Source organism: Longimicrobium sp. (assembly GCF_036554565.1).
Taxonomy (GTDB): Bacteria; Gemmatimonadota; Gemmatimonadetes; order Longimicrobiales; family Longimicrobiaceae; genus Longimicrobium.
Window position 1 is genome coordinate 1 of sequence record NZ_DATBNB010000581.1, and the last position, 11,735, is coordinate 11,735.

At 69.1% G+C, this 11,735-nt stretch carries 12 protein-coding genes and 2 pseudogenes; 5 read left to right on the top strand and 9 right to left on the bottom strand.

Annotation, left to right across the window (positions count from 1 at the left end; translation table 11 throughout):
• The 3 genes from VIB55_RS15920 to VIB55_RS15930 form a co-directional block, all read left to right on the top strand.
• Positions 1 to 1,560: YfhO family protein (locus tag VIB55_RS15920; RefSeq protein WP_331877648.1), on the top strand; the 1,560-nt coding region annotated here is incomplete at its 5' end.
• A complete protein-coding gene (locus VIB55_RS15925; protein WP_331877649.1) occupies positions 1,557 to 2,519 on the top strand; it encodes a lysylphosphatidylglycerol synthase domain-containing protein in 963 nt (320 codons plus the stop codon). The genes VIB55_RS15920 and VIB55_RS15925, both read left to right, overlap by 4 nt.
• 180 nt (positions 2,520 to 2,699) lie before the next feature.
• The gene (locus VIB55_RS15930; RefSeq protein ID WP_331877650.1) at positions 2,700 to 3,197 is read left to right on the top strand and encodes a GreA/GreB family elongation factor; all 498 of its coding nucleotides are present in this window, start codon (positions 2,700 to 2,702) and stop codon (positions 3,195 to 3,197) included.
• 73 nt (positions 3,198 to 3,270) lie between these two features.
• Here VIB55_RS15930 and VIB55_RS15935 read toward each other — a convergent pair whose 3' ends face one another.
• Both VIB55_RS15935 and VIB55_RS15940 read right to left on the bottom strand, forming a co-directional pair.
• A complete protein-coding gene (locus VIB55_RS15935; RefSeq protein WP_331877651.1) occupies positions 3,271 to 3,711 on the bottom strand; it encodes a DUF6174 domain-containing protein in 441 nt (146 codons plus the stop codon).
• An 80-nt stretch (positions 3,712 to 3,791) separates the two neighbouring features.
• The gene (locus VIB55_RS15940) at positions 3,792 to 4,298 is read right to left on the bottom strand and encodes a secretin N-terminal domain-containing protein (protein ID WP_331877652.1); all 507 of its coding nucleotides are present in this window, start codon (positions 4,296 to 4,298) and stop codon (positions 3,792 to 3,794) included.
• Positions 4,299 to 4,519: 221 nt separating this feature from the next.
• Between VIB55_RS15940 and VIB55_RS15945 the strand changes: the two genes are divergently transcribed.
• Together VIB55_RS15945 and VIB55_RS15950 are read left to right on the top strand one after the other, a co-directional pair.
• Positions 4,520 to 5,197, top strand: a complete 678-nt coding sequence (locus VIB55_RS15945; RefSeq protein WP_331877653.1) for a DUF4189 domain-containing protein — start codon at positions 4,520 to 4,522, stop codon at positions 5,195 to 5,197.
• 196 nt (positions 5,198 to 5,393) lie between these two features.
• Positions 5,394 to 5,810 (top strand): hypothetical protein, encoded by a 417-nt coding sequence (locus VIB55_RS15950; protein WP_331877654.1) that lies wholly within the window; start codon positions 5,394 to 5,396, stop codon positions 5,808 to 5,810.
• Positions 5,811 to 5,919: 109 nt separating this feature from the next.
• On the opposite strand, the gene VIB55_RS15955 is transcribed toward VIB55_RS15950, so the two are convergent.
• The 7 genes and pseudogenes from VIB55_RS15955 to VIB55_RS15985 all read right to left on the bottom strand — a co-directional run.
• Positions 5,920 to 6,417 carry a hypothetical protein gene (locus VIB55_RS15955; RefSeq protein ID WP_331877655.1) on the bottom strand — a complete coding sequence of 166 codons (498 nt, stop codon included), beginning with the start codon at positions 6,415 to 6,417 and terminating at the stop codon, positions 5,920 to 5,922.
• Positions 6,414 to 6,683 (bottom strand): hypothetical protein, encoded by a 270-nt coding sequence (locus VIB55_RS15960; protein ID WP_331877656.1) that lies wholly within the window; start codon positions 6,681 to 6,683, stop codon positions 6,414 to 6,416. Before VIB55_RS15960 ends, VIB55_RS15955 begins: the two co-directional genes overlap by 4 nt.
• 105 nt (positions 6,684 to 6,788) lie before the next feature.
• A complete protein-coding gene (locus VIB55_RS15965) occupies positions 6,789 to 7,016 on the bottom strand; it encodes a hypothetical protein (RefSeq protein WP_331877657.1) in 228 nt (75 codons plus the stop codon).
• Positions 7,013 to 8,032, bottom strand: coding sequence for a glycosyltransferase family 2 protein (locus VIB55_RS15970; RefSeq protein WP_331877658.1), 1,020 nt, complete (start codon positions 8,030 to 8,032; stop codon positions 7,013 to 7,015). Before VIB55_RS15970 ends, VIB55_RS15965 begins: the two co-directional genes overlap by 4 nt.
• Positions 8,029 to 9,516 carry an RNA polymerase factor sigma-54 gene (gene rpoN, locus VIB55_RS15975; protein ID WP_331022061.1) on the bottom strand — a complete coding sequence of 496 codons (1,488 nt, stop codon included), beginning with the start codon at positions 9,514 to 9,516 and terminating at the stop codon, positions 8,029 to 8,031. Before rpoN ends, VIB55_RS15970 begins: the two co-directional genes overlap by 4 nt.
• A 440-nt stretch (positions 9,517 to 9,956) precedes the next feature.
• Positions 9,957 to 10,670: pseudogene (lptB, locus tag VIB55_RS25525) on the bottom strand (LPS export ABC transporter ATP-binding protein); the annotation flags it as partial.
• A gap of 524 nt (positions 10,671 to 11,194) precedes the next feature.
• A pseudogene (locus VIB55_RS15985) lies at positions 11,195 to 11,735 on the bottom strand (hypothetical protein); the annotation flags it as partial.

The following is an 11,735-nucleotide window of genomic DNA, read 5'->3' on the forward strand; positions in this document are numbered from 1 at the left end:
TTCTCCATGCCGCCGCGCGCCGTGCTGGGGCTGGCGGTGCCCGAGCAGGTGGGCGCCAACATCCAGAACGAGCGCGGCGAGTACGTGTTCCCCGTCTACCGCGGCGAGAACGCCTTTCGCCTTCACACGGAGTACGTGGGCGCCCTGGTGATGGTGCTTCTGGCCCTGGGCGCGTACTACTCGCGGCGGAACCGCTACTGGTGGTTCTTCGCGGGGCTGGGGCTGTTCGCGCTGACGCTGGCCCTGGGCGGCAACACGCCCCTGTACAAGCTCTACTACAACCTGCTTCCCGGGCTCAAGCGGTTCCGCGCGCCCGACCTGGCGTACTACGTCCTGGGCTTTTCGCTGATCTGCATGGCCGCCATCACGCTGGAGCGGCTGGCGGAGCTGCGCGCCGCCCGGGGCCAACGGCGTCCGGGGACGGATGCCACGGACGACGCGGGCGCGGTGCTGTGGATCGGCGCGGGCGTCGTGGCCGTCGCCGTCCTGGGCGCGATGTTCCTGGGCAGCGGCGCGGCGGCGATGGCGGAGGGCACCAGCGGGCTGACGCCGTCGCAGGGGTGGATGAGGTTCGCCCTGTTCGCCGCGGCGGTGGCGGGTACGGTCTGGGCCTGGTGGGAGCGGAAGCTGCCGAGCGTGGCGGCGATGGCGCTGCTGTCGCTGATCACCGTGGCCGACCTGTGGATGATGGGAAAGAAGTTCTTCCAGACGATGGACGCGCCCGAGGTGGCCTACGCCGCGGACGACGTGACCTCGTTCCTGATGCAGCAGCCCAGGCCGTTCCGCTACTGGTCCGTCCCCGGGCAGAGCGCCTGGCCGCGGTTCATCAACCAGCCGATGTGGTTCGGCCTGGAGAGCGCCGCGGGCGAGCACGGCAACCAGCTGCAGAGCTACAACGAGTTCGCCGGGGCCGGCACGCAGACCTACGTGGACTTCCATAACTTCGGCGACCCGCGCTTTCTGGCGGCGGCGAACGTGCGGTACCTGGTGATCTCGGCCCAGGTGCAGGTGCCCTGGCTGCGCGAGGTGTTCCGGGGCGAGCAGGCCATCGTCTACGAGAACGCCCTGGCCCTGCCCCGCGCCTACCTGGCCGAGCGCGTCGTGCCCGTCCGCGGCCCCGAGCAGTCTCTCGCCCTGCTGCAGGACACCACCTGGGACCCTCGCACCACGGCGGTGGTGGAAACCACGGGCGCGCCGCCCGTCGGCGGGGGTCCGCTGCAGGGGAACGCACAGGTGGTGAGCCACGAGCCGGACCGCGTGGTGGTGCGCACGACGGCGAACCGCGCGGCGTTCCTGGTGCTCTCCGACAACTGGTACCCGGACTGGCGGGCCACGGTGGACGGCCGCGAAACGCCGGTGTACAAGACCAATCACACTTTCCGCGGCCTGGTGGTGCCCGCGGGCACCCACACGGTGGAGTTCACCTTCCGCTCCGCCGCGCTGCACACCGGCTTCTCCATCTACCTGGCCTGCCTGGCGCTGCTGGCGGCGTACGGGGCCTGGCTGCTCTTCCGCCACCGCCGCCGCGGCGCCGCGGCCGTGGAGGCGACGGACGCGTGAAGCGCTCGCCGGCCCTGCGCCGGGCCGTCGCGTTCCTCCTGGTCGCCGCCACGGTCTGGTACCTGGCGGCGACCATCCATTCGCACTGGGCCGAGCTTCGCGACTTCGACTGGCGGGCGGACCCCGCCCTGCTGGCGGCGAGCGTCGTGGCGCACGTGCTGGTGCTGGCGTGGGGGGTGTGGGTGTGGAGCCGCGTGCTGCGCCACTTCGAGCATCCGCCGGTGCGGCTGGGGGCGCTGCAGCGCATCTGGTTCCTTTCCAACCTGGCGCGCTACGTTCCCGGCAAGGTCTTCCAGTTCATCGCCGTCGCGCAGCTCAGCAGGTCCGCCGGGCTCTCCGGAGCCGTGCTGCTGACCTCCATGCTGGTGCACACGGGCATGTCGCTGCTGTCGGCCGTGGTCGTCGCGTCGTGGACGGTCACGGGGGGCATCTTCCGCGGCGTGGACCCACTCTGGCCGGCCCTCGCGCTCTCCGCGGGCGCCGTGCTGGCCGTGCACCCGGCCTTCCTCAACCGCCTGCTCTCCGCCATCCCGCGCCTGCTGAAGCGCGACGTGATCCGCTGGAACGGCGGCTGGGGGGACGGGCTGGTGCTGCTGGCGCTTTCGGTGGTGAGCTGGCTGCTGTACGGCGCGGCCTATCACCTGTTCATCGCGTCGCTGATCGACGTGCCGTGGTCGCTGATGCCCGCGCTGACCGGGGTGAACGCGCTCTCGTTCGTGTTCGGCTACGTGTCGCCGCTGCCGGGGGGCGCGGGGCTGCGCGAGGTGTCGATGAAGATGCTGCTGGAGCCGTACATGGCGTCGGGCGTGGCGGCGGTGCTGGCCATCGCGGCGCGCCTGTGGACGATCGCCGCGGAGCTCCTGGGCGGCGCCGCGGCGGTGATGCTGGCCCGCCGCTCGGCCGCGCCGATGCGGGCAGATGCCAGCTCCGGAGACGTGCCGATTCCGCCACAGCCCTGACGGGGCCCCTCCCGCGGCCCCTCCCCCGCCCCGCCGCGCTCGACCTGCGTGCGGAGAGGCGGGGGAACTCGGTCGGGGTTGCCGCCAGGCATCATCTCCCGACAGTAGCGCGCTCCGGAGCCTTGCGGTTACATTTGCCCCCTTTGCCGCACGTGGACCGTCCATCATCGGAACCGCTACATGCTCGACGAGCTGAAGAACAGACTGGGTGAGGAGATCGAGCGCCTGACGCACGAGCTGCAGGTGGTGCTTCCCGAAGCCATCAAGAAGGCCGTGGAGCACGGCGACCTGCGCGAGAACTCAGAGTACAAGGCGGCGCTCGAGCGGCAGCAGTTCATCCAGGCCCGGCTGAACCACCTGACCATGCGCGCCGGCGAGCTGTCGAAGATCGACCTGTCGCAGATTCCCGCCGACCGGGTGGGCTTCGGCTCGCGCGTGACGGTGACGGACATGCGCACGCGCGAGCAGGAGGTGTTCACGCTGGCGTTCGGCGACTTCATCGACAAGGACAACCTGGACAGCGGGCAGATCTCCATGGCCTCGCCGCTGGGGCAGCAGCTGATGGGCAAGAAGAAGGGCGACAAGGTGAGCATCCAGCTTCCCCGCGGCGAGCGCAAGCTGCACGTGAAGGACGTGGTCACCCTGCCCCAGATGCTCGACAAGTCCGAGACGGCCTGAGCCGATCGTTCGGCCTGGAACGCGAAAGCCCCGGCTCGTCGGCCGGGGCTTTCGCGTTCCTGCAGGCTTTCGTTCAGCGAACCCGCTGCACGTTGCCGACGGAGTACCGGGCGCCCGCGTCGTTGGCCAGCGTGCCGATTTCCGCTTCCGTCGGGTAGCCCAGCGACGAGTGGTACTTCACGTCCAGGTACGTCCCCTCGGCCGCCGCCCGGGCGATGTAGCCGAACAACTCCTCGATCGTGGGGATTCCCTGCGCGCTGGCCCCGGTAACCGGGCTGCCGGTCTGCAGATCCGTCACCGCGACCACGCGGTCGTCGCGCACCTCCACCACCACGACATTCGGTGGTGGGCAGAAGCAGGTACGCGCAAAGGTGAAGCGGTAGTCGTCCAGGTTCTGCGACTCCCAGCGGCGGCGCTGGGCGGCAACTTCGCCCTCTTCGTCGCGCGGAAGGAAGAATGGGCGGGCGCACCCGGACAGCGCCAGGGCGAGCAGCAGCGGCGTGAGGATCTTCATCGTCGGGCGGCGGAAAAGGGAGCGGATACCCTCGTTTCTTGCCCCGGAGAACGTGCGACGCGGGTTCGTCCTGACAGTGTTCAGGGATGGCCGATCAGCTGCACCACCCGCGCGACCGCCTCCGCGGTATCGGTGACCACGACGGCGTTGGCCGAGGCGAGGACGGAGATACTGCCCCGCTCGGTCAGCACGTGCTCCAGCGCGGCCGCGATGCTTTCGGCCGGCACGTAGTTCAGCCGGATCGCACGGCTGACCAGGGGCGCGTCCGGCCGCTGCCCCGCGATGCGCACGGCCGAGTCGATGCGCAGGAGCCCCCCGCCGATCTCCTGCACGCCTAAGCCGTAGGCCTCCACGATGGCGCGCAGGGCCACGTCCCACGGCTGGTTCCTCACCTCCGCGGTCACCACTCCGGCCACGTCCGACCCCACCACGATGGACGATCCCGAGAACTCGGCGAAGGCGCGCACCACGTCGCGCATCTCCACGTTCTGGAACGAAGCGGTGATCCGCCGGGCGCCCGGCTGCGCATGCGCGGGAGCCGCCGCCAGGGTGATGGCGAGAACGAGCAGCGTAAGAATGCGGGTCATGGCCGGTGCCTTCGGCGGAGCGGTGGCTAGACAACACGTGAAGGGAAGTAAGATAACACGATGCGGCACAGACACGTATCTGTCCAAACCTAGACGCATCCGTGCGAAATGACACACGAGGAAGATCGTGGTAGATTCAGAGCGCGGCGCCGGGAACTTCGCGGAGCCTCGTCGTAGCCGGACGCTGCCCCACCATCGACTCCATCCGTTGACCCTCCGCCATGCGACTTCCTCTCGTCGTGCTCGCCGTGCTCGTGCTCGCCACCGTCGTGCTGGTCGTGGTCCTTGGGTCGGAATCCGACCGGTCGGCTGCGGTTGCACCGGCATCTTATGAAGGGTCAGCGGACACGCTGGGCGACACGCTTACCGCCGCCGACACGGCTGCCACTGCTGAGACCGCCGAGACGTCGTGCGACCCCGCACGCGATCAGCGCGTGCTGGAGGTGGCCGAAAGTGAGATCCGTGGCGCGCTGGCGGGGCGCGCGACGGCGGACGAGATCGACGCGCGTGTTTCCGCCGCGCACGAGCGCCTTCGGACGAGCGGAGCGCTAAGCTGCTCCGCCGACACGACCCAAGCGGCCGACACGACCGGGGGCCAGTTCGGCGCGATCGCCGTGGGCCCGAACGATGCCTGGGGTGTCAGCTGGGACCACCCCTCGCAGGCAAAGGCAGACGAGCGCGCGCTGCGGGAGTGCACCAACTGCCGCGTGGTAGTGCGCGTCATCGGCCCCACGTGCGGCGCATACGCAAGCAACGGCCTGGGCTCTGGCTGGGCGCTAGACGCGACCCGCGCACTGGCCGAAGCCGGCGCCTACGCCGAGTGCATTCCAAGCGGTCCGGATTGCAAGGTGGTGGCGTACGCGTGCAACTCGCGGATATCGCGTACCGGCGCCCCCTGACGATTGCGCGGGCAAGCTGGATCGAAGCGCCCTCTCCCGTGATGCATAGGGAGAGGGCGTTTTTCGATCGATGCGTCGACGGGAGCAGCCCCCGCGTCTCTGGGTGGATGCGGCCACCACGCATGCGTGCCGGAACGTGGCTTGCAACTCCGCCCCGCCCCATGACTTGCGAAACCGGAAAGCCGAGGAGATCTCCATGGACAGCAACAAGGACCGCACCAACGTGGACGGGCACCCTGAGGCCGCCGCGCAGGACCGGCTGAACATGCAGCCGGGCCGCCTGGAAGACATCGAGAACGCGACGGCCTACGCCAATCGCACCGGCCAGAGCGACGTCACGGGCGAGCGGATGCACGACCGCGAGAACATGACGGCCATGGAGGGGATGGCCAGCGGGATGGACAACCCCGTGGAGCGCGGCGAGCGCCAGGCCGGCACCGGCGGCGGCGCCAACCGCGTACACCCCGGCTCGGACGTCGGCAACGGGATCGAGGCGAAGCCGGCGAACGGGCTGCAGGGCGCAGACGGCCGCGTCACCCCGGGCGAGGACATCGGCAACGGCATCCGCGCCCGCCCCGCCGGCGACCAGGACGTGGGCAACCCGCTGGTCTGATCGCCAAGGCCCGAGCAGAACATGAACGGGCGCGGACGATCTCGTCCGCGCCCCTTCAGTCTTCCAGCCCTTCCACGTCCGACTCCGCTGGTAGCGCCGCCGCTATCGTTCAAGCGCGGAGATACGTGCGAAGGTGGTTGAAATTGAATACCTCCACGCCGATGCTGGCGAGGTATTGTGAGAGCCGGAAGTCGTCAGTCAGCACGAGGTACTTGGCTGCGCTCGCCTGTTGCAGTATCGCGATGTCCGTCAGGCCGAACCGGGGGAACGCGGGATCGGCCGCGGCTTCCTCGGCGGGCACCGGGAGTTCGGAGAGCACCGGGATCATCTCCGCGAGATCACGCATCACGTCCTGCCGCGCGGGGTCGCCGAGCTGGCCGGCGAGGTTGCTGACCTCGGTGAGGATGTGCGCCGTCGTGAGGAGTGTGCCGAAGAAGGTGAGCGCTTCTACGAGGAGGTCGAAATCTGAGGCAGTATACCGCGTGGTCCGTTTGAAGCTGGAAATGAGAGTGGGGCTGTGCGAACCGATCAGGAGGAGCAGGAGTAGGTTGGTATCGACGATAATGCCGGCGGCCCGATGGCGCGCCAGCAGCGTCTCCAGTTTCATGCCGCCTGGCGCATCTTCATCGAGAGGACCTGCCCCGTCTCCGCATCCACCTTGAACACCTTGTATCGCTCAGCACCCGTCCGCCGGGCGATCAGTTCCACCGGCTGGACCGCGGCCGGAATTCCGAGCGTCACCATCCAGAAGCGCTCGTCGTCCGTGGGCTCCACTTCCTCCAACGTCAGCCGCTCGGCATCCTGCAGCCCGTACAGCTCCTGGGCGAAGCAGAGTGCGGCCTGCACCGCCTCCTTGATCCCGATCATCCTCATCAGCCCCTCCCCGAAATGGACACGCGGCCCCAAATCTGAGGCCGCGTGGCATTTCCATCAAGACCCAAACTGAACACGCCACCGTGTGGCAGCGACAGGCTGGCCTCAATGCGAGTGTGGCGGGTCGGCCGGCAGTTCCGAATCGATCACGAGGACCCGCGCGATTCTACCAGCTGCCCGCTCTCCATAATTGATCCGGCGGAGGAGTTCGAGATGGGCCATCCGTTCTTCGGGAGTGCGCGAACGCCAGTACGCAGCATCGGCCGCGTCGGCCTCCTCGAACGAGTCGAAGACCGAGAATGCGGTGCGGTCCACGCGCGGCTCGTCCATCATCCCCCGATCCCGCCACGTCTGCGCAGCTCGTCTACCTCGGTGCGGAGCGTGGCGATCAGCTCGGCCATGAAGCCGAAGCCGAAGAGGATGAAGCCTACCGTCTCCAGCAGCACCACGAAGGTCAGCAGGGGGCGGTAGCCGAACGGGGGCATCGTTCCCGCCACGCGGAGGACGATGGTCAGCAACCCCACCAGGAAGCCCGCCAGGATCAGCAGCAGCCCGCCGCCGCCGAAGAACTGCATGGGCTTTTCGCTGAACTTCAGGTAGAACCACACCACCACCAGGTCGCCCACGCCCACCAGCACCCGGCGCCGCCCCGAGTACTTGGCCACCCCCGCGCGCCGCGGAAACAGCTCGATGTCGATTTCCGACACCGTGTACCCCTGCGCATGCGCCAGCACCACGAAGAAGCGGTGCCAGTCGTGGCGCAAGGGAATCTCGCGCAGGATCTCGGTGCGGAACGCCTTCATGCTGTTCAGGTCGCGCACCGGCACGTCGAACAGCGTCTGCGACAGACGGTTGTAGATGGACGACACCCCGCGCTTGTCGTAGTGCCCCACCTTGCGCCCGGTGACGATGTCCACGCCCTTCCCCAGCGCCTCCAGGAAGCGCGGGATCTCTTCCGTGCTGTGCTGCAGGTCGGCGTCGAAGAGCACCAGGTACTCGCTCTCGGCGGCGTACGCGCCGGTGACCATCGCCTCGGTCTTGCCGCGGTTGCGGCGGTGACGCAGGACGCGGGCGCGCGGAAACGAGGCGGCCTCGCGCAGCGCCGCCTCGTAGGTGCCGTCCTTCGATCCGTCGTCCACCACGATCACCTCGCCCGCCAGCCCGTGCCGGTCGAAGGTCGCGCGCAGCTCGGCGAAGAGTGCCGGAACGTTGTCCAGCTCGTCGAAGGCGGGAACCAGGACGGCGAAGTTGCTGCGCAGGTGGGGCGGCACCACGGGAAGCGGCGAAGCCCCGCCGGGTGCGGCGGGGCTCTGCGCGGGCGGAACCTGGAGCATGGTGCCGTCGCTCACACGCGCTTGCGCATGCGGGCCGAAAGCACGCCCAGCTGGTCGCGGTACTTGGCCACGGTGCGCCGCGCGATCTGGATGCCGTCGTCCTTGAGGATGTTCACGATGGCCTGGTCCGTCAGCGGGTGCGCGGGGTCTTCGTCGCTCACCAGCTTTTCGATCTGCGCCTTGATGCCGCGCGCCGACACGTCCTCGCCGCTCGTGGTGCTCAGCCCCGACGAGAAGAAGAACTTCAGCGGGAACACGCCGCGGGGCGTCTGCACGAACTTTTCGTTGGTCACGCGGCTGACGGTGGACTCGTGCATGTCGATGACCTCGGCCACCTCGCGCAGGGTCAGCGGCTTCAGGTACTGCACGCCCTTGTCGAAGAAGTCGCGCTGCCGGTCGACGATGAAGTTCATCACCTTGAGCATGGTCTGCCGGCGCTGCTCGATGGCCTGGATCATCCAGTTGGCCGAGTTCAGCTTGTTGCTGATGAACTCCTTGTTCTCGCCGACGAACTTCTTCTTGTCCTTGGCGATGTCGCGGTAGGCGCGCGACAGCTTCAGCCGCGGCAGGCTGGTGTCGTTCAGGAACACCAGGTACTCGCCCTCGATCTTTTCGACGATCAGGTCGGGGATGATGTAGTTGTCGCCCCCGGACGAGTACTTGAGGCCGGGCTTGGGATCGAGCTTGGCCACCTCGTCCGCCGCGTCCTGCACGTCGCGCGGCGTGATCGAAAGCTCCTTGCTGATCTCGCTCCAGCGGTGGTTGATCAGCTGCTCGAAGTAGTCGCGGACGATGCGAAAGGCCAGGCTGTCGCTCAGCCGCCGCTCGATCTCGGCGATGGGCGGCTCGCTTTCGCCCGTTTCCTTGATCAGGTCCTGCACCACCGAGTCGCGAAGCTGCAGCAGGATGCACTCGCGCAGGTCGCGCGCGGCGATGCCGGCCGGGTCGAAGCCCTGCACGGTGCGCAGCATCCGCTCGGCCTCTTCCAGCACGTACGGCGGCACGCCCTGGAACTCCTCGGTGCCCCGCACGAAGTCGTTGAGCGTCTGGACGATCTCCTCCAGCGGGCACACCAGGTACCCGTCGTCGGTGATGTTGCCGATGATCTCTTCGCCCAGCAGGAGCTCGCGCTCCGACAGGCGAAGCAGCGTCAGCTGGTCGTGAAGGTGGTCGCCAAGGTCCTTGGTGTCCACCGACACCGGCTCGTAGTACTCGCGCTCCTCGTACTCTTCGCGGCGGCCGCCGGTCTCGAAGCCGTTCAGGAGGATCTCCTCCCAATCGATCTCGTCGTCCTTCTTCTCGTCGTCCTTCTCGGCCTTGACCTCTTCCTCGGCGTCTGGCTCCACCAGGTCCAGGAAGGGGTTGTTCAGCAGCTCCTGCTTCAGGTGCTGCTGAAGGTCCAGCAGGGGCATGTAGAGCAGATCCATCGCCTGGTACAGGCGCGGATTGATCTTCATCTCCTGCTTGAGGGTCGTTCCCTGGTAGAGACCGGTCTTCATACCGCTTCGTCCTGTTCTGGATTCCGCGCGCCGCCGTTCCCGGGCCAGCGGCCCTGGGCCGCGGGTTCACGCGTCATCGGTTGGGGCCTTCAGCCGCCTCGTTCCGCCTCGTATCCCGCCGGACTCGCCTCGTCCGGAGCCACCACCTCCGAGTCCGCCACGCCGAAGCCGGTCTCGTCCACGTTCCCGTCCACATCCGCCGTCTCCAGCTCCGCCGTCCTGAGCGCCGCCGGCCCATCGTGGCCCGCCGCGTCGGCGGGGTGCGCCCACGCCAGCTCCGGCTCGTCGAGCACCTCGTCGTAGCCGTCCGCATCCATCGGCTCGCCCTGATCGGGCCAGGAGCCGTATTCGTCCATCACATCCGGAGTATGGCCGTTCGGGGCCGGCCGCGACAGGGCGGGATTGGGATACCGCTCGCGCATGCGGGCCGTGAGCGTGGGTCCCAGGTAGATCTCGGCCACTTCGTCGTTCCACACCAGCTCCGACACGGTGCCGGATACGCGCACGCGGCCGTCGTACATGATGTAGGCGCGGTCGACGATGTCCAGCGTCTGCTCGACGTTGTGGTCGCTGATCAGCACGCCGATGCCGCGCTTGCGCAGCCCGCTGACGATCTGCTGGATGTCGTGCACCGCGATGGGGTCCACGCCGGCGAACGGCTCGTCGAGCAGCATGAACTTGGGCTCGCCCACCAGCGCGCGGGTGATCTCCAGCCGCCGCCGCTCGCCGCCGGACAGCGCGTAGGCGCGGCTCTTTCGCACGTGCTTGATGGAGAGCTCGTCCAGCAGCGTCTCCAGCCGGCGCTTCCGCTCCGCGCGCGGGATCCGCATCATCTGCAGGATGGCCATCACGTTCTCTTCCACCGTGAGCTTGCGGAAGATGGACGGCTCCTGCGCCAGGTACCCGATCCCCGCGCGCGCCCGGCGGAACATGGGGATGCGCGTGATCTCGCGCCCGCCCACGAACACCTTGCCTTTGTCGGGGCGGATGAGGCCCACCATCATGTAGAAGCTGGTGGTCTTCCCCGCCCCGTTCGGCCCCAGCAGGCCGACGATTTCGCCCTGCGACACGTGGAGGTCTACCTCGTTGACCACGCGGCGCTTGCGGTACGTCTTCACCAGCCCCGTGGCCTTGAGCGTAGACCCGCCCGGCACCAGGGCCGACGCGCGCTCCACGTACGCGGTCGACGGGGCCTCAGCGTCCTCCGTCACGGGCGCATCGCCTGCCGCGTCGAGCGGAGTCGAGGAAGGCGCGCCGTCGTTCAGGATACCGCCGATGCGCGCATCGAGCATCTCCACGATCCGCTGGCGGTCCGCATCCACCTCGCCCGCCGCCCAGGGGGTCAGCCGCACGGCTGCCCACTCCGCGGCGGGGGCCAGGTCGCCGTCGTCGGGCCCAGGGTGCGGCAGCGGCTCCAGCAGGCCGTCGTCTTCCAGCGCGCGGACGATGTGCTCGTCCAGATACCGCACCGTTTCCGCGGCCGGAAAGTTCTGCGGATGCCCCGCGGCGCCGTCGTGCCGGGCGTACCAGCGGCGGTATTCCTCGCGCACGGCCGTCAGCCAGGTGGCGCGCTCCACGGTGCCGTCGCCGTTGGCGTGGTCCACCAGGGCGCGCAGGGCGATCAGGGTGCTCAGGTCCGCCGGGCCCTTGGCCGCGGCCACCCGCTCGAAGCCGCCGCTCATGGCACCCTCCGCCGGTCCGCGGGCGGTGGGGTGGACCCCGTCGGGGCGGGCGCGGGCGGCGACGTCGGCTGCCCGCCCGCGGGAGCCGCGGGAGCCGCGGGAGCGCCGGGGCGCACGGCCGCGGGGGTGCGCTCAGCCACGCGTGCGGCGGCCGTGTCGCGCGTGGTGGAATCGGCGCGGGCGGTGTCGCGGAGGGCGGGGTCGAGGTAGACGCCCCGCTTCAGCCCGCGCACCGTGGCCACGTCCACCTCGCCCTCGGCGAACGCCAGGTCGATGGTGTCGCCGATCAGGTAGTTGATCCCGCGGCGCCCCTCCGCCCGCGCCGCCTGGGCGCTGTCGCTGGACGGTGCCATGCGGTACAGCGACCGTGCCGAGCCCAAGGCCAGCAGCCGCTCCAGCTGCGCGTTCTGCGACGTGTCGGCCGGGGCGCCCGCGGGCCGCGCCGCCGCGCGCGCCGAGTCTGACTGGAAGTAGCCGATGATGGTGTCGCCGAACAGCAGGTCGCGCTGGCCCAGGGCCAGCCCCGCGACGGTGTCG

Coding starts and splice junctions, on each gene's coding strand:
- VIB55_RS15930 (WP_331877650.1), top strand. CDS start 2,700: ATGCTCGACGAGCTGAAGAACAGACTGGGTGAGGAGATCGAGCGCCTG.
- VIB55_RS15935 (WP_331877651.1), bottom strand. CDS start 3,711: ATGAAGATCCTCACGCCGCTGCTGCTCGCCCTGGCGCTGTCCGGGTGC.
- VIB55_RS15940 (WP_331877652.1), bottom strand. CDS start 4,298: ATGACCCGCATTCTTACGCTGCTCGTTCTCGCCATCACCCTGGCGGCG.
- VIB55_RS15945 (WP_331877653.1), top strand. CDS start 4,520: ATGCGACTTCCTCTCGTCGTGCTCGCCGTGCTCGTGCTCGCCACCGTC.
- VIB55_RS15950 (WP_331877654.1), top strand. CDS start 5,394: ATGGACAGCAACAAGGACCGCACCAACGTGGACGGGCACCCTGAGGCC.
- VIB55_RS15955 (WP_331877655.1), bottom strand. CDS start 6,417: ATGAAACTGGAGACGCTGCTGGCGCGCCATCGGGCCGCCGGCATTATC.
- VIB55_RS15960 (WP_331877656.1), bottom strand. CDS start 6,683: ATGAGGATGATCGGGATCAAGGAGGCGGTGCAGGCCGCACTCTGCTTC.
- VIB55_RS15965 (WP_331877657.1), bottom strand. CDS start 7,016: ATGATGGACGAGCCGCGCGTGGACCGCACCGCATTCTCGGTCTTCGAC.
- rpoN (WP_331022061.1), bottom strand. CDS start 9,516: ATGAAGACCGGTCTCTACCAGGGAACGACCCTCAAGCAGGAGATGAAG.